The following is an 18137-nucleotide window of genomic DNA, read 5'->3' on the forward strand; positions in this document are numbered from 1 at the left end:
CCCTGAACTGGCTAAAAAACAAACAACCTTCGAACCAAAATCATTACCCCTGCTTCAGGATGCGCCGTTTGCCTGCCTTGTGTAAAAATTTCGGAACAAAGCGAGCGGCGTAACAAGATGAAAAATTTCTTATTGACGCTTTCAGAACTCATGCCGATAAAGTTATTCTTATTCCGGAGAAATAATTTCAACCGGAAGAAAACGCTGAGCGACTCAATGGGAAAAGCCCGAACTCTTTTTTGCCTGTCAGTGAAGACTCATTCCCGCCGTTTTTTGAAGGCTGTGACTGGCTTTGCGCTGCTGACATTGCTTCTGGCCGTTCCGCTGGCGCCCAGTGTGGCAGAAACCGGTGATGCGGCCACGAACGCCGCCGTCGCGCAGACGGTCAACGGCATTCTCAGCTATTCGCGCTGGCCCGACGGCACCGCCTCTTCGGCGCTGACGCTGTGCATCATTCCGCCGGTAAAATATGCCGCGCAATTAACGCCGGACGGCAGCGCATTTTCCGGCAGATCCCTCAAGGTTTTAACCCTTCCGATAGACAGCCCGCTGCTGACGTCGGAGTGCAACGCCATTTATTCCGGCAGTACAACCGCCGCACAGCAAACCGATTTACACCAGCGCCTGGAAGGGCATTCGATTTTGACCATTGGCGAACAGGATGATGCCTGCGCATTACTGAACTCATTTTGTCTGGTGATTACCGCTCAACACACCGGTTTTAAATTGAATCTGGATACGCTGTCCCGCAGCGGCGTACGGGTTAATCCCGCCGTATTACAACTTGCCAGGGAAAAGGAGTGACCATGGAAAATAAAATTCCTGTTCCTGACACAGAACAGCAGAGCCCGCGCACGACGTTGAGCGCCGCACTGAACAGAATCCATGTGATTGTTATTGTGACGGCGATTGGTCTGGCAGGCTTTTTACTCACCCTGCTGGCCCTGATCGCTTTGCGTTCGCATGCCCAAAGCAACCTTGAGCTGACGGCGCGCGCGATTGGCTACACCACGGAAGCCGCACTGGTCTTTAACGATCCGGCGGCCGCACACGACTCGCTGGAGTTCATCGCCAAGCGCGGTGATTTTACGCAGGCGAAAATCCTGACGCCTGCCGGTGCGACATTCACGGAATGGCAGCGCCCGATCAACACCAACTGGGACAAGCTCGGCCAGTTCGTCGGGCATCTCGCCTTCCCGGAGCCGATTACCACGCAGGTGATCCACTCCGGTTCCGTCATCGGCACCATCTGGCTCGCCGGTAACGGCACCAGCCTGATTGGTTTCCTGCTGGAAACGGTGCTCAGCCTGCTGGGTTGTCTGGTGCTGACGGCGCTGGTCGCACTGTATTTTTCGCGCCGGATGCAGAAAGGGATTGTCGATGCGCTTGGCCACATCACGCATGTTACGCACGAAGTGAGCGCTAACCGCTCTTTCAATCTGCGCGTACCGTCCGCCCCGATTGTCGAGCTGCATACGCTGAGCCAGGACTTCAACAGCCTGCTGACCGAGCTGGAAGCCTGGGAAAACCATATGCGTAACGAAAACAGTTCGCTGACACAAAAAGCGTTGCACGATGGATTGACGGGTCTGCATAATCGCGCGTTCTTTATTGATACCCTAAATCAGTGCTTCAACCCGATGCGTCCGCCTCTGTCGCTGGCTCTGCTGTTTATTGATGTCGATAACTTTAAAGAGATCAATGACACGCTGGGGCATGCCGCCGGGGACCGTGTGCTGATGGTGATCGGCGAACGGCTGGCAAAAACGCTGCGTCAGGGCGATGTGCTGGCGCGTCTGGGGGGCGATGAGTTTGCTATCCTGCTCGATCCGATGATTTCCACGGCAGAAGCTGTGGCCTTCGCCGAGCGGATTGTCGACATCATGAAAACGCCGGTGATCCTGCTCAATAACAAGACACTGGATGTTTCCCTGAGTATCGGTATTGCGTTGTCGCCTTCGCAGGCGAACAGCGCGAAAGAACTGCTCGAAAAAGCCGACGAAGCGATGTATCGCTCGAAAAAGATATCCGGCAGTTGCTGGCATGTTTCTTCAGGAATGCCGCTTCCTGTCGTGATGAAAGACTAAAAGGAGTTAACACACATGCATAATAACAATCGTTTCAAAACCTGGTGCCAGTATGCCGGAATGGCACTTTGCATTATTTTCCTGGCGGCCTGCCAGGCCAAACCAGTGACCGGATTAACCCCGGAACAAATCGCGGTTCTGCAAAAAAATGGCTTCACCCAAACGGATGCCGGTTGGGAACTCGGCCTGGATGCCAAAGTTCTGTTTGGCAATAATCAGGACAAACTTTCCGCTGAAAGTAAGCAGTCGGTGGAAAAACTGGCGGGCGAACTTCTGCACGTTGGCCTGAATAAAGTGAACCTCGACGGCCATACCGATAACTACGGCGACGCCAGCTACAACAATGATCTGTCGCTGCGCCGCGCCAATACCGTTGCCGCCGCCTTTGCCGACGCCGGAATGCCGCGCGCCAATATCCATACCCGTGGATTAGGCCAGAGCCAGCCGGTTGCCAGCAATAAAACGCAGGCCGGGCGCGCGCAGAACCGCCGGGTTTCTGTGATTATCGTGGTGTAATTTAGAGTAACCCCACCAGATGCAGCGCGGCCTTGCAGTTATCCGTACGTCGCCAGGCCAGCGCTATCTGCGTGGTTAATGTCTGCCCTGCCAGGGGCAGACATCGTACGTTAGTCTCATCAATCTTACTGAGAGACGCCGGCACCAGCGCATAACCAAATCCTGTTGCCACCATGCTCAGCGACGACGTAATTTGCGGACATTGCTGCCCGTAGCGCGGCGTAAAACCCGCATCTTCACACGCCTGTGTCACCGCGTCGTACAACCCCGGCGATAAATCCCGCGGGAAAGTGATGAGCGTATCGTGCCGCAGCGCCGCCAGACGCACCTCTTTCTCCTGGCTGAGCGGATGCTTTTTCGGCAGCGCCACCATCATTTCTTCGATATCCAGCACCTTAAAACTGAAGTCTTTACTGCGCTCGCAAGGCAGGCGAATAAATGCCGCGTCCAGCGCGCCCTCGCCCATTGCGGTCATCAGCCCCGCCATATCCTTTTCCTGCGGCTCAAGCACGATGCCCGGATATTTATCCCGAAAGCGGTGCAGCAGCGCAAAAACCTGCGGGTTAAATGCCGTCGATGTGGCGAAGCCGATACGCAATGTCCCGTTGATTCCGCGCGCCACGGCACGGGTTCTTTCAAGGGCGGCATCGGTGAGTTTGATGATGGTCTGAGCATCGTCGTAGAGCACTTTTCCGGCTTCGGTCAGCTCGACGCCACGGGTCAGACGCTTGAGTAAAGGGGTTCCGATTTCATGTTCGAGCCGCTGGATTTGCTGGCTCAATGGAGGCTGGGAGATCCCCAGTTGTTCGGCAGCACGGGTGAAGTGGCCCGTCTCTGCTACCGCGACAAAGTAGCGCAGATGACGAAGTTCCATATCAAAAACGTCTCAAAGTGAACACCTCGTCATATTGGAACTTCTGGCTGAATCGCGTCAACCTTTAATCAGATAAGTTAATCATTCGACCGGAGCTTCCTGCATGAAAACCCATTCTGATTCCTGTTCCTGCGTTGCCGAACTCGCCCGCACCGCCTCAGCGTTTACCCAGAGACATCCCGACCGCGTCTTGTACCAGTCATCCCTGATGAGTGCCCTGCTCAGCGGCGTCTACGAAGGCGAAACCACCATGGCCGACCTGCTGGAACACGGCGATTTTGGCCTCGGTACCTTTAACCATCTCGACGGAGAACTGATTGCTTTTAATAGCAATATCTTCCAGTTACGTGGCGACGGCAGCGCACGACGCGCCCTGCCCGAACAAAAAACGCCGTTCGCGGTGATGACATTCTTTAATCCTACGAATGAATACCTGATTGAAAAACCCCACACCCGCGAGCAGATCCACGCGGTGATTGACCGCGCCGTGGCCAGCCAGAACACCTTCTGTGCGCTGCGCATCGACGGTGAATTCAGCCGCGTGGAGACGCGCACCGTGCCGGAACAAAAGCGCCCGTATAAACCGATGCTGGAAGCCATCGAGGCCCAGCCAACCTTTCACATCGAGCACAGCCAGGGCGTGCTGATTGGTTTTCTGACCCCGGCGTATATGCAGGGCATCAATGTGGCGGGCTATCACGAACACTTTATTAATCAGGAACGCAGCAGCGGCGGCCATGTTCTGGATTATCAGGTTGAGAGCGGCGTGCTCACGTTCGGCACCGTTGAAAAGCTGCTGATCGACTTCCCGCAGGACAGCGATTTCCTGCATGCCGATTTAAATCCCGATGATTTAAACGATGCGATTCAGTCCGTTGAGAGTTAACAGCCCGCAGGTAAAAGGAAAACACCATGAAAAACTCAGACCCTAAAATCGAATGGAAATGCGGCGCAGATCTGGTAGTCGCTCAGCTTGAAGCACAGGGCGTAAAACATGTCTTCGGCATTCCCGGCGCAAAAATCGACCGCGTATTTGATTCCCTGATCGACTCCACCATCACCACCATTCCGGTGCGCCACGAAGCCAACGCCGCCTTTATGGCCGGTGCCGTCGGCCGCCTGACCGGCAAAGCGGGCGTCGCGCTGGTGACGTCCGGCCCCGGCTGTTCCAACCTCATCACCGGCGTCGCCACGGCGACATCAGAAGGCGATCCGCTGGTCGCACTCGGCGGCGCGGTAAAACGTGCCGACCACGTAAAACAGGTTCACCAGACGATGGATACCGTCGCGATGTTCCGCCCGGTAACCAAATATTCTGCGGAAGTGACCTCCTCTTCCGCGCTGGCCGAAGTGATGGCAAACGGCTTTCGCGCCGCCGAATTCGGGCGTCCGGGCGCGGCATTCATCAGCCTGCCAATGGACATCGTCAACGAACCCGCCAACGGCAAACTGCTGACATCACAGCCGCCCGTTCTGGGCAGCGCGCCGCACGACGCCATTTTGCAGGTCGCGCGTCTGTTAAATCAGGCCAAAAACCCGGTGCTGCTGCTCGGCCTGATGGCCAGCCAGCCGCGTAATGCGGCGGCAATCCGCCGTCTGCTGCACAAAAGCGATTTGCCGGTCACCAGTACTTATCAGGCCGCCGGCGTTATCGATCAGGCGTCGTTCCACCGGTTCGCCGGGCGCGTGGGTTTATTCAATAATCAGGCCGGTGACCGCCTGCTGCGCAATGCCGATTTGGTGATCACCATCGGCTACAGCCCGGTCGAGTACGAACCGGCGCAGTGGAATAACGAGAATGCCGAACTGGTGCATATCGACGTGATGCCCGCCGAAACGGACAGCGAATATCTGCCGGAAGTCGAACTGGTGGGCGATATCGCCGATACGCTCGACCTGCTGACCGAACAAATCCAGCAGCATTTCGTGCTGAGCACCTCGTCCATCGCGATTCTGGAAGACCGCCGCCAGCAACGCGAACTGCTGGATCAAAAAGGCCGGAGCCTGAACCAGTTCGCCATCCACCCGCTGCGGCTGGTGCGCGCGATGCAGGACATCGTCAACAGCGACGTCACGTTATGCGTCGACATGGGCAGTTTCCACATTTGGATCGCCCGTTACCTTTACAGCTTCCGCGCACGTCAGGTGCTGATTTCCAACGGCCAGCAAACTATGGGCGTCGCGCTGCCGTGGGCGATTGGCGCGGCGCTGGTCGATCCCGGCCGCAAAGTGGTGTCCGTTTCCGGCGACGGCGGCTTTATGCAATCGAGCATGGAGCTGGAAACCGCCGTCCGGCTGGGCGTGAATTTGCTGCACATCATCTGGGTGGATGAGGCGTACAACATGGTCGCCATCCAGGAAGAGAAAAAATACCAGCGCACCTCCGGCATCCAGTTCGGCCCGATCGATTTCAAAGCGTACGCTGACGCGTTCGGCGCGAAAGGTTTCGCCGTCACCTCCGCCGAAACCCTGGAAAGCACCCTCCGCGCCGCGATGGACGTACAAGGCCCCGCCGTCGTCGCCGTCCCGGTGGACTACAGTGACAATGCGTTGCTGATGGGACAGTTGGAGATGGGGGCGATGTTTTAAGGGGGAATAATGCGCTGAGGAGAAACGCCCTTGTTAGGGCGTTTTTTTGCTCGCGGCGATCATGGCTTTTAATTCATCAATAGACAGCGTTCGGTCTTTTTTACGATGAATAATCCCATGACAGTTAGCGCAAACCGGCACAAGATCTTTTTTAGGATCGACATTCTTTGACCCGCCAAATTCGGATACCGGCACGACGTGATGGATATGGATAAAGTCCTTAGCATATTCACCGTAGAAATCACCGAAATTGAAACCGCAGGCAAAGCAGGTTGTACCGTGAAGCTCTTTGGCCCGTTTTTTTAGCTTCTGGTCTCTTTCATAAGTCGTGACAAACTTGGAAGACTTTTTCCCTTCCTGATAAGAAATCAGAGACTCTTCGTCAGTTTCATCTTCAATATGAACATCTTCGTTTTTGATATCACCGATGATCTGGCGTGGTTCTGTTAATGCGGCAGCGACAGCAATATCTGCGAATATTTCTGCTGAGATTGGGCGAACACTTGGGCGCCAATAATTCGATTTTTGACGTTCAGGAATATCCTCGTAATATCCATCATCCTTTTTGGCAATGACAGCATTGTCGAACTCCTGAAAATCAGTCAGTGTGGCATAAAAATGTCCATCGTCATCTGGAGTGATGTCGCTTATTCGCCCAACACCAAAATAGTGAGGCAATTTTGATAAACGCTGAGAAGCAAACTCCTTATTCTCTGGTTTTAACTTACCTTTATAGTAAACAAATCGCATCCCAGGGCTGAGATGTTTTCTATACATTTTAGGGAAATGGTAGCGTTCCCCAGTTTTATCATCCCACTTAGAATCATCATTCTCCGCGAGAACAACACAGATCTCTTCATTCGCCATCTATCGATACCTGTTACATGAATCAATAGGTTGGAAGTATAAGACGATCTTGATTGCTTACAACGAATGCATTTGGATTTTGGATGGTTTGAACACAAAAAAGGATAAATAAATCTGAGAAATGATGGATTTAGGCATGAAAGAGCCACTTGTTCTGGTCGCTGGATTTTGCGAGCATGTGCGCAATGAATGAAATTGTTAGAGAGGACAGTTACATGCTCAACAGTAAAACGCTGCAAACTGCGATCTCTAATTTGACTGTTTGGCGCAAAGGCGATCAGCGAGCACCGCATAAGCCTTTGTTACTTCTCTATGTTTTATCAGAATATAAAAAAGGGCATGGCAGATTATTTCACTACGGGAATGAAATTCATCGGCCATTGTTAGATCTGCTTCAGAGTTTTGGCCCACAACGTCGAGAACATTACCCGACTATGCCCTTTTGGCGTTTACAAGGAGACGGTTTCTGGGAGTTAAAAAATGCCGATCTATGTTCTCCCCAAAAAGGCAGCAAAGAACCTCCAAAGCGTGAAATTATTGAACGTGATGTTAAGGGAGGTTTTGATGAAGATGCTTTTGAATTGTTGCATCGAGAGCCATTATTGGTTAACAAATTGGCCTTGCAAATATTACGTGAGCAATTTCCCGAGAGCGTTCAAGAATTAGTCGCCAATCGTTTAGACTTATTTATTGAGGATATCAGCAAAACACGCGACCCTCACTTTAGACAAACTATTTTGCGCGCCTACAATTATCAATGTGCAATTTGTGGATATAATTTACGACACGACAGCACTCCCGTCGGTTTAGAGGCTGCACATATCAAATGGAAACAATATGGAGGCCCATGTATTACGGTTAACGGACTCGCTCTATGTTCATTACATCACTCAGCCTTCGACATGGGAGTAATAGGAATTGATGAAAATATGAAAGTGCTTATTTCTACTGGAGTGAATGGTAGCCCGATAATTGATAAACTTTTTTGGGATTTTGAAGGGCGATCAATTTTACTTCCAAGAAATAAAGAAGATTATCCACTTGAGCAGTTCGTGCATTGGCATCGCGGAGAAGTATTTCGTATTTGAGTGTAATTTAAATAATTCTTTCACCTCTTTTCTCATCGTTGCTCAATGTATTCAAACGACGACAGAAGCCATTATTAGACGGTTCATTGCCATTTGAGCCTTTGAATTTCATCTCATTTACACCCCTTTTCCAAGACATCTCGCAAGAATGAAAACTGCCTAAAAATTCTTCTTACTGTATAAATTCCCATGATGTAGTCTCTCCTCACTGCGGCAAAACCCGCAGTCAGAATTAGCGTTCTGTCATTTTCTGGTACCACCAACTCTATGAAAACAGAGTAAATGTGGTACGGTCTGCACTCACCCAAATTATGGTGGCTCAGGCAGTGGCTTTTTCGAAAGCACCGGATCCAGAAAACCGGCAACGCTAACGCTGTTTGAGCTACCACCATGGGTTTAGCGTCTCCAGTGGTAGCAAACTCACTATTTTCTGGAGTCATCGAAATGGAATTTTATACTACCGCTCTGCTCAACACCTCCGCACAGGAGGCAGCCCATGTCTGACCTTTATGACAATACACAGCTGGAACTCGAAGAGATCGTCGATCAATGCCGTGCACTGGCTTATGCGATCGTGACGCTGGATAACGCGCAGGCCAAAGACTTGCTGGGCTATATTCTTTGTGAGCGATTAGAGGTGCTGAATCTGGCATTGGAACTGCCGTTTACCGATGATGACATCGCTGTAGAGGAAGAGCCGCTGGCGGCATAACGCCGGGATTCAGGGCGTAAAAAAGCCAGCGCATTTCGGCGCTGGCAATTGAAAATACGAGGCAATTGGTAATTAGAAATCGTAGAACACGGTAACCCAGGTCTGATCCGGTTCGCCGTCGGTAGAATGCGCCAGTGTGCGTTCGACATAAACTGACAGGCCGTAACCGATCGTGGTGCCCGCACCAAAATAGGTGTGGTTTGCATGGAAATCTTCGCCACCTTTCAGTTGCAGGGAATCGGCTGCGACGTAAGGTTGAATAGATTTCAGGAACGGTTTGTCGATATTAAAGGTATAACCGACGAAACCTTCAACGCCGTAGCCGCTGCCCGCAAAGTAATGATCCACCGGATTGGCGCGCGTGCTTGGCACAAAGTCTTTGTAATAACTGCCGGTCCCGACGATATACCAGTTACCCGGCTGCCAGGTTAACGCAGTACCGGAAAGCTGCTGGTGATAATCTTTTTCATTGTATTGATTATCTTTAACCGTCGCGTCGGTCACGCTATAGGCTGCGCTCCAGACTAAATCTTTGGTCAGCTTATAATCGAAACCTAAACCGCCGCCATTATTACGACGATAATATTGATTTTCACCGGCAGCGATTTGATCTTCCGGCAGCAAATAGTTTGCATATAATGTCAGAGGGCCAAAGTCGTTGGTATATTTAATACTGTTCTTCGGTTTATTAGCACCGTCGTAGTTGCCGTTAATACCAATTCCCGTACCACCCGCGTGACCATCGTTATCCCAGACGTCGCTTTTAATCCCGACGACGGAATAATAAATCCCGTACTGGTGGCCGTAGGTTAATGTGCCGTAACGGTCGTCTTTAAACCCGGCATATAACTGACGCTGAGTATCGCGACGTGCGCCTTCTTCATAGTGTCCGTCCATGCCCAGCAGGTGCGCCATGTCCACACCCAGCTCGTAGTAAGCGATAATGGAGGTGTCTTGCGTCAGCTTATAATCACCGCGGAAACGGAAACGTGTACCGCCGTCATGACCATTTTTATAATAGCCCGGCTCTTCGCCGTTATTGAAAATCCACTCAGGACGAATACTCCCGCCCACCTGTAAACTTAACGGTGCCAGCAAAGAATTACTCTGAGGATTTTTATCTAAAACAGTAATCTCGGCCTGCGCACTTGCCGATAAAGCCGACAGCACGACACCGCCAATTAACATTGACGCTTTTAAATTGTTCATTATTACCCTGTCATTATTATTTATGTGATGTGTGAGCGGTCTTGCGCCGCGTATAAATAATTAACATAGGTAAGACGGGCGACAAAGTGAAAATTCAGAAAGTTCCCTATAAGAAAAAGATATATACGGCTTAATAATTCGACATTGTTATTTTGAAATGTAAAACTAAAAAACAAAATGTATATTTTAGTGCAAATAACATCCCGATTGTTTGTAATGCAATCAAATGTAAATTCAATCGCGTTCAGAATAGAAATATTTAATAACAATTATCGGATAAAAATAGCACCTATAATTAAATCATGCCTGCGTGACAATTACATTACGTTATAACCACTTTAACTCATTATTGTGATCACCGTTATAATCCCTGCTGACAGAATAATATTTTGCAAAGCCTGTTATTTGTTAATCGATTTCATTTTTTATTTCTTAAATCTCTTTTTGAAAAGGGGAAATGCAGGTTTTTTACTGAGATAAGCGGGGATTCCAGGCAGGTCTGATGAATGAGGTTCAAAACACAAAAAAGGGTTCCCCCGTAATGGCAGAAACCCTTTTCTCGCTTTCTTTGTTTTCAGCTCACCGACACTTTCCGGCGGCGTTTATCGAGGTCTTTGATGAGTTTATTCACCTGCTCATCGGCAAACATTTCTTCGAGAGTGCAGGAAAGTTTGCGGCGCCAGTTCGGGTATTCGTCGCTGGTGCCGGGGACGTTGACCGGCGCGTCCATGTCGAGCCAGTCTTCCGGTTGCAGGCCGAGTAGCGCACAGGCGCTGTCGGCGACGTAGCGTTGCAGGCCGCGGTTGAGCACCGGCGTCATTTCCATTAATGCAGCTTTATGTCCGGTTTTCTTCGGGATGCAGTCGTAATGATGCAACCCGTCGAGCAGCCCCTGACGCGCACGTGCACGGTCGGCGTAGAGTTCCTGTAAAACGTCTTCGTCACGGTAAAGTCCGAGCGTTTTACCGAGCGCCAGATCGTCGCTTTGCCAGTAACCGCGCAGCGTCGGCAGGTCGTGCGTGGTGATGGTTGCCATCGCCTGAACCGGGTACGACTGCGGCGCACGGAAGTTGTTTTCCTCATCGCGCTCGAAATACAACACTTTGTAGGAATACACACCGCCCTCGCGCAGCTTGCTGACGATCTCCACCGGCACGGTGCCCAAATCTTCGCCGATAACCATGCAGCGGTGACGCTGACTTTCCAGCGCCAGAATCGCCAGCAGATCGTCCACCGGATATTGCACATACGCGCCTTTATCCGCCGTTTCTCCGGCCGGGATCCACCACAAACGCAGCAGCGTCATCACATGATCGATACGCAACGCGCCGCAGCTGGTCATGTTCGAACGCAGTAAATCGATAAACGGCTGATAGCCGCGCTTCACCATCACATGCGGATCCATCGGGCGCAGATCCCAGTTCTGGCCGAGCGGCCCGAGGATGTCCGGCGGCGCGCCGACCGAGGCTTTCAGGCAATACAGCTCGCCGTCGCCCCAGGTCTCAGAACCGCCTTCGACGACGCCCACCGCTAAATCGCGGTATAACCCCATCGGCATGTCCTGCTGCTGGCTGGTGCGATAACAGTTTTCGAACTGGATTTCCGCCAGCCATTGCAGCCACAGGTAAAACTCGACATCTTCAGCGTGGTGCTCGCAGAATGCGCGAACAGCCGGGCCACGGGCATCGTGATATTTTTCCGGCCAGCGGTTCCAGCCGAGCGCGACATCCGTTTCTTTCGCCAGATGCTCATACAACGCATCAAACGCCGCCTGCAAATACAGGCTTTCGCCGCCCTGTTTTACGAAACTGGCCAGGGATTTCACCTGCGGATCCTGTGTTTTTCGGCCACGGAAATGCGTATACGCCAGCCGTAAACCTTCGAGTTTAAGCGGCATGACTTCCGCGTAATCCACCCATTCACTGGCGCGTGCGGCCTGCAAACGCTGCTGCGTCAGCGGCTGGTTCCACCAGATTTGGGCTTCCTGACTCTGCTTAAAATCGTCTACCGCGCTGACGTCGATATAAATGACGTTCAGCCAGCGGCGCGAAGACGGGCTGTACGGGCTGGCTGCCACCGGGTTTGCCGGATACAGCGCATGAATCGGATTGAGGCCGACAAAAGCGCCGCCGCGACGGGCGACGTTTTCGAGCATCAGGTTAAGATCGCCGAAATCTCCGATGCCCCAGTTATTTTCCGAGCGCAGCGTATAAAGCTGCACGCAGGTGCCCCACAGTTTTTTACCGGCCAGCAAGGCGTCCGGTTCGTAGCAACGTTTCGGGGCGACAATTACCCGGCAATCCCACTGCTGCGCGTCCTGTGTCAGCGTCAGCTGGTGATAACCGGCGGGAATTTTCCCCGGCAGCGCCAGCGTCATTTTGCCGCTGATCCGCCCCTGCTGGGTTGCGCCGTTTTCCAGTTGCAACGTCCAGCCGAATTCACCTTCTCCGCTGACCGGCAGCGCCAGACGGCTGCCGGAGACAAAGACTTTGACCGGCGGAACCGGTGTTGCAGCCGGACGATGCCCGGCCTTCCAGCCCATGGCCGACAACAGTTCACGCTTGGTTTCCGGCGCGATAGCCTGCTGCTTGCCATGTGCATTAATGAAACCAGAGGAAATACCCGCCTCCCTGGCGGCCTGCTCCAGTACTTTGTTCTCCATGCGGGCTCCTTAACGTTTCGCCTGCCAGATCCGCTGCTGATAATCGCGAATCGATCGGTCAGAACTGAACATCCCGACGCGGGCAGTATTGAGAATAGTTTTGCGCGTCCACTCGTCCTGATCGCGATACAGGGCATCGACTTTTTGCTGTGCCGCGCAGTAATCCGCGAAGTCCGCCAGCACCAGATACGGGTCACCGCCGCCGAGCAGGCTGTCGAGCATCAGGCTAAACGCCTGTTTATCGCCGTTGCTGAAGAAGCCGCTTTCCAGCTCTTTGAAAATTGTATCCAGGTGTTTGTCTTTCTTACGGATTTTGAGCGGATCGTAGCCTTTGGCCTGCAGCGCTTTCACCTGATCGACGGTATTGCCGAAGATGAAGATATTCTCTTCGCCAACCTGTTCCGCAATCTCGACGTTTGCGCCGTCGAGCGTGCCAACGGTCATCGCGCCATTCAGCGCCAGCTTCATGTTGCCGGTGCCGGAAGCTTCTTTCCCGGCAGTGGAAATCTGCTCGGAAACGTCTGCCGCCGGGATCATCAGCTCCGCCACCGACACGCGGTAATCCGGGATAAACACCACTTTGATGCGGTCGCGCACCAGCGGATCGTTGTTCACTTTTTCGGCCACCTGATTGATGGCGTAGATAATGTTTTTCGCCAGGTAATAACCCGGTGCCGCTTTCGCGCCAAACAGGAACACGCGGGGCACGATGTTCATTTCCGGGTTATCGCGCAGTTGGCGGTACAGCGAAAGTATATGCAGCAGATTCAGGTGCTGACGTTTGTACTCGTGCAGGCGTTTGATCTGCACATCGAAAATCGCGTCCGGATTCAGCGTCAGGCCCATCGTGTGTTTGACGTACTCCGCCAGACGCACCTTGTTTTCGCGCTTAATTTGCTGATAACGCTGGCAGAATGCCGCGTCGTCAGCGGAGCTTTCCAGCCCTTTCAGCGCGTCCAGATTGTTGACCCATTCAGTTTTCAGGGTGTCATCAATAAGCGCCGACAGCGCCGGATTACACTGTTTTACCCAGCGGCGCGGCGTGATGCCGTTGGTCACGTTGTGGAATTTGTTCGGCCACAGCTGGTGATATTCCGGGAACAGGTCTTTGACCACCAGTTCGGAATGCAGCGCTGCAACGCCGTTCACCGCAAAGCCGCTCACCACGCACAGATTCGCCATGCGCACCTGTTTGTTCTGATGCACTGAAAGTTTTTCCCATACCGCTTTGTCGCCCGGCCACTGTTTTTCGACCACTTTTTTGAAGCGCGCGTTAATGGTTTTAATCAGCGAGAAGTGGCGCGGCAAAAGGCTGCGAACCAGTTTTTCATCCCAGCATTCGAGCGCTTCCGGCATCAGCGTGTGGTTGGTATAAGCGAAGGTCTGGCTGGTGATCGCCCACGCGGCGTCCCAGTCCAGCTGATGTTCATCCAGCAAAATGCGCAGCAGTTCAGGGATTGCGATCGTCGGATGCGTGTCGTTTAGCTGAATCACTTCGAACTTCGGCAGATCCTGAATTTTGCGGCCCAGGAAATGGTGGCGGCGCAAAATATCGGCCACCGAGCACGCGCACTGGAAATACTGCTGCATCAGGCGCAGGCGCTTACCCGCTTCATGGTTGTCATTCGGATACAGCACTTTGGTCAGTTTAGCGGCATCGATGCCTTTCTGTTCCGCTTTAAGGAATTCGCCATCGTTAAATAAGGTCAGGTCAAACGGGTGCACGTCGGTCGCCTGCCACAAACGCAGCGGCTGGGTAACGCCATTTTTATAGCCGACTACCGGCAAATCCCACGCTTCGCCGCGCAGGGAAAACGCCGGATGCCATTGCTCAATGCCCTGCTCATTTTTCACCAGCTTGCCGCCAAACTGAACGTCCACGGACAACGCGCTGTTGTGGGTAAACCACGGGTAGCTTTCGCGGTGCCAGTTATCCGGCGCTTCCTGCTGCTGGCCTTCGCTGAATGACTGACGGAATAAGCCATACTGATAGTTCAGGCCGTAGCCGGTCGCCGGTTGCCCGACGGTCGCCATCGAATCGAGGAAACAGGCCGCCAGACGCCCAAGGCCGCCGTTGCCCAGCGCCGGATCGGTTTCCTGTTCCAGCACATCCGCCAGTTCCACGCCCTGCTCTTTCAGCGCCTGTTGCACCGTTTCGTACCAGCCGAGGTTGATCAGGTTATTCGCGGTCAGACGCCCGATCAGAAATTCCATCGAGATGTAATTGACGTGTCGCTGCGGGTGCTTTGTGGCTGCCGGCGCGGGTTGCGCGCTGAGTTGTTCTGACAGCGCGCCGCTGGTGGCCTGCCACCACTGATGTGGCGTCATGTCCTGCGCCTGCTGTAAACCGAATCCCTGCCACTGGCGTTTTAGCGCGGCTAAAAACTGCGTCTTATCCAAAGTCACCTGCATCACATGCCTCTCTATCCGGGAATTTGTGGGAAAAGTTTTAGGTTGATAATCACTATGCTGAAGCTTCTCCCGAAGAGCAGCATCATCCCGCTAAAGATTAGGCAGGGAGGAGAAACGGGGCGTAGCCGGAGGAGACGGGCTTACAAGGTGTTCGTGGGAAAACTCTCATTGAAATTTGTGATACAGAGCAACTTAACGACATGTAAAAACGTAACATTCTTGCAATCAATGTTTCAAAGGAGGACTTTAGAAAAAGTGATTAATTACACGCTGTGAAATAAAGATCGCCCCTTCTGTTCACCGTCAAAAGAATCGTAAAAAATGCTGATCCCTTCGAAATTGAGCCGCCCGGTGCGGCAGCAAAATACAGTGGTTCGCGATCGTCTGCTGACGAAGCTGGCGACTGCGCCAAATTACCGTCTGACCCTGGTCGCCAGCCCGGCAGGCTATGGGAAAACGACGCTGGTGGCACACTGGGCAGCGGGAAAAAGCGATCTCGGCTGGTACTCTCTTGATGAAAGCGATAATCAGCCCGAACGTTTTGCCAGCTATCTGATTGCCGCCGTGCAGCACGCCTGCGGCGGTCATTGCGTGAAAAGTGAAGCGCTGAGCCAGAAGCATCAGTACGCGAGTTTATCCGCACTGTTCGCTCAGCTTTTCGTGGAGCTTTCCGACTGGCACCGCCCGCTTTTGCTGGTGATCGACGATTATCACCTCATTTCCAACGACGCCATCCACGAAGGGATGCGTTTTTTCCTGCGTCATCAGCCGGAAAACATTTCGCTGGTCGTGCTTTCGCGCACCCTGCCGCCGCTGGGCATCGCAAATATGCGTGTGCGCGAGCAACTGCTCGAACTCAATGCTTCGCATCTGGCGTTTACGCACCCGGAAACGCAGCAGTTTTTCGATAACCGTCTTAAAGATCCGATTGATCAGGCTGACAGCAGCCGCCTGTGCGATGACGTCGCAGGCTGGGCCACGGCGTTGCAGCTGATTGCGCTCTCGGCGCGCCAGTCGACCACCTCTTCGCAGCAATCGACTCAGCAATCCGCGCGCAAACTGGCCGGACTGAACGCCAGCCATTTATCCGAATATCTGGTGGACGAAGTGCTGGATCGCGTTGATGCGCCAACCCGCGATTTTCTGCTGCGCTGTTCGTTGCTGCGTTCGATGAACGACGCCCTGATTGTACGCCTGACCGGAGGCGACAACGGTCAGCAACGGCTGGAAGAGCTGGAGCGTCAGGGGCTGTTTATTCACCGTATGGATGACACCGGCGAATGGTTTAACTTCCACCCGCTGTTTGCCACTTTTTTGCGTCAGCGCTGCCAGTGGGAACTGGCGACCGAGCTGCCGCAGATTCACCGCGCGGCCGCCGAAGGCTGGCTGGCTCAGGGTTTCCCGGCCGAAGCCATCCACCATGCGCTGGGCGCTGAAGACACCGATATGCTGCGCGATATTCTGCTGCAACATGCCTGGGCGCTGTTTAATCAGAGCGAACTGGCGTTGCTGGAAGAGTGCCTCGCCGCGCTGCCTTACGACCGCCTGATTCAGAATCCAAAACTGGTGCTGTTGCAGGCCTGGCTGGCACAAAGTCAGCACCGTTATGCCGAAGTGGAGGCGCTGCTGGCGCGTGCTGAAAGCGAAATGCAGCAACGCAATATCGTGATGGAGCAGGATCTGACGGCAGAATTTGATGCCCTGCGTGCGCAGGTGGCGATCAACGATGGCCGTCAGGATGAGGCTGAAAAACTGGCCGCCGACGCCCTGCGTTTCCTGCCGTATGAAAGCTACTACAGCCGCATTGTTGCCACGTCGGTGACGGGCGAAATCCAGCACTGCAAAGGTGATTTAACCCGTGCGCTGCCGCTGATGCAGCAAACCGAACAAATCGCGCGGCGCTACGAGGCCTATCACTACGCCTTATGGGCGCTGCTGCAACAGAGCGAAATTCTGATTGCTCAGGGCTTTTTACAGGCCGCATTTGAAATGCAGGATCGCGCCTTTGAGCTGGTGCGCGAACAGCATCTTGAACAGCTGCCGATGCATGAATTTTTACTGCGTCTGCGTTCGCAATTGTTGTGGTCGTGGTCCCGTCTGGATGATGCCGAAGACGCGGCGCGTCAGGGGCTGGACGTGCTGACCAACTTCCAGCCGCAGCAGCAGTTGCAGTGTCTGGCGATGCTGGCGAAATGTTCTCTGGCACGCGGCCAGCTCGACAATGCGCATCACCATTTACAGCGCTGTGAAAGCCTGCTCAAAACCGGTCAGTATCACATCGACTGGATGACCAATACCGATAAGCCGCGGGTGATTTACTGGCAGATGATCGGCGATAAAACCGCTGCGCGGCAGTGGCTGCAACAGGCGCGTAAACCGGACATGGCGGACAACCATTTCCAGCAGGGTCAGTGGCGCAATATTGCCCGCGTGCAGATTTTGCTGGAACAGTTTGATGAAGCAGAAGTGGTGCTCGACGAGCTGAATCAGAACGCCCGTCAGCTGCGCCTGACCAGCGATCTGAACCGAAACCTGTTGCTGAGTAACCTGCTTTACTGGCACACGGGCCGCAAAAGTGACGCACAGCGCGTGTTAATTGAAGCGCTCGGGCTGGCGAACCGCACCGGATTTGTCAGCCATTTCGTCATTGAAGGGGAAATGATGGCGCAGCAGCTGCGTCAGCTGATTCAGCTCAATCTGTTGCCGGAGCTGGAACAGCGCCGCGCACAGCAAATCCTGCGGGAAATTAATCAGCACCATCGCCATAAATTTGCCCACTTCGACGAAGGCTTCGTGAATAAACTGCTGACCCATCCGCAGGTACCGGAGCTTATCCGCACCAGCCCGCTGACCCAGCGTGAATGGCAGGTGCTCGGGTTAATTTATTCCGGCTACAGCAATGATCAGATTGCCGGTGAGCTGGATGTTGCCTCGACCACCATCAAAACGCATATCCGCAATTTGTACCAAAAACTGGGCGTCGCCCACCGTCAGGAAGCCGTTCAGCAGGCTCAGCATCTGTTGCAGGTCATGGGCTACGGCGCCTGAAATCCCTTCATTCTCTCCTTTCATAACGCACCGGCTATTTATGGCGGTGTGTTATGCCTATTTTGCATGAGTA

13 protein-coding genes are annotated in these 18137 nt (G+C 53.3%); 8 read left to right on the top strand and 5 right to left on the bottom strand.

Features of this window, described 5'->3' with window-relative positions; all coding sequences use genetic code 11:
* The first annotated feature begins 282 nt into the window (after positions 1-282).
* The 3 genes from IV433_RS08545 to IV433_RS08555 are packed head-to-tail and all read left to right on the top strand — an operon-like array spanning position 283 to position 2603.
* Entirely contained in the window at positions 283-804 is a 522-nt protein-coding gene (locus tag IV433_RS08545; protein ID WP_326838651.1) for a YfiR family protein, read from the top strand.
* Between the two features lie 2 nt (positions 805-806).
* On the top strand, positions 807-2087 hold the full coding sequence (locus IV433_RS08550) for a diguanylate cyclase domain-containing protein (RefSeq protein WP_195813644.1): 1281 nt from the start codon (positions 807-809) through the stop codon (positions 2085-2087).
* 15 nt (positions 2088-2102) lie between these two features.
* A complete protein-coding gene (locus IV433_RS08555) occupies positions 2103-2603 on the top strand; it encodes an OmpA family protein (protein ID WP_195813643.1) in 501 nt (166 codons plus the stop codon).
* 1 nt (position 2604) lies between these two features.
* On the opposite strand, the gene IV433_RS08560 is transcribed toward IV433_RS08555, so the two are convergent.
* Positions 2605-3477: a LysR family transcriptional regulator gene (locus IV433_RS08560; protein WP_195813642.1), complete on the bottom strand. Its 873-nt coding sequence runs from the start codon at positions 3475-3477 to the stop codon at positions 2605-2607.
* 103 nt (positions 3478-3580) lie between these two features.
* Between IV433_RS08560 and budA the strand changes: the two genes are divergently transcribed.
* Positions 3581-4363, top strand: a complete 783-nt coding sequence (budA, locus tag IV433_RS08565) for an acetolactate decarboxylase (protein WP_165058910.1) — start codon at positions 3581-3583, stop codon at positions 4361-4363.
* Positions 4364-4389: 26 nt separating this feature from the next.
* Positions 4390-6066: an acetolactate synthase AlsS gene (gene alsS, locus IV433_RS08570; protein WP_195813641.1), complete on the top strand. Its 1677-nt coding sequence runs from the start codon at positions 4390-4392 to the stop codon at positions 6064-6066.
* 33 nt (positions 6067-6099) lie between these two features.
* Here alsS and IV433_RS08575 read toward each other — a convergent pair whose 3' ends face one another.
* Positions 6100-6933, bottom strand: a complete 834-nt coding sequence (locus IV433_RS08575) for an HNH endonuclease (RefSeq protein ID WP_195813640.1) — start codon at positions 6931-6933, stop codon at positions 6100-6102.
* Positions 6934-7148: 215 nt separating this feature from the next.
* On the opposite strand from IV433_RS08575, the gene IV433_RS08580 reads away from it, so the two are divergent.
* Both IV433_RS08580 and IV433_RS08585 read left to right on the top strand, forming a co-directional pair.
* The gene (locus IV433_RS08580; protein WP_195813639.1) at positions 7149-8021 is read left to right on the top strand and encodes a phosphorothioated DNA-binding restriction endonuclease; all 873 of its coding nucleotides are present in this window, start codon (positions 7149-7151) and stop codon (positions 8019-8021) included.
* 496 nt (positions 8022-8517) lie between these two features.
* Positions 8518-8733 carry a hypothetical protein gene (locus IV433_RS08585; RefSeq protein ID WP_195813638.1) on the top strand — a complete coding sequence of 72 codons (216 nt, stop codon included), beginning with the start codon at positions 8518-8520 and terminating at the stop codon, positions 8731-8733.
* 72 nt (positions 8734-8805) lie between these two features.
* Here the strand turns inward: IV433_RS08585 and IV433_RS08590 are convergent, their stop codons facing one another.
* The 3 genes from IV433_RS08590 to malP all read right to left on the bottom strand — a co-directional run bounded on the left by IV433_RS08590 (position 8806) and on the right by malP (position 15016).
* Positions 8806-9942: a porin gene (locus tag IV433_RS08590; RefSeq protein ID WP_152325238.1), complete on the bottom strand. Its 1137-nt coding sequence runs from the start codon at positions 9940-9942 to the stop codon at positions 8806-8808.
* Positions 9943-10516: 574 nt separating this feature from the next.
* On the bottom strand, positions 10517-12604 hold the full coding sequence (gene malQ, locus IV433_RS08595; RefSeq protein WP_195813637.1) for a 4-alpha-glucanotransferase: 2088 nt from the start codon (positions 12602-12604) through the stop codon (positions 10517-10519).
* A 9-nt stretch (positions 12605-12613) separates the two neighbouring features.
* Positions 12614-15016: a maltodextrin phosphorylase gene (malP, locus tag IV433_RS08600; protein ID WP_195813636.1), complete on the bottom strand. Its 2403-nt coding sequence runs from the start codon at positions 15014-15016 to the stop codon at positions 12614-12616.
* Between the two features lie 321 nt (positions 15017-15337).
* Here malP and malT point away from each other — a divergent pair, with 321 nt between their 5' ends.
* A complete protein-coding gene (gene malT, locus IV433_RS08605) occupies positions 15338-18064 on the top strand; it encodes an HTH-type transcriptional regulator MalT (RefSeq protein WP_195813635.1) in 2727 nt (908 codons plus the stop codon).
* The last annotated feature ends 73 nt before the right edge of the window (positions 18065-18137 follow it).

Origin of the sequence: Rahnella laticis, assembly GCF_015644585.1 — a bacterium.
Taxonomy (GTDB): Bacteria; Pseudomonadota; Gammaproteobacteria; order Enterobacterales; family Enterobacteriaceae; genus Rahnella; species Rahnella laticis.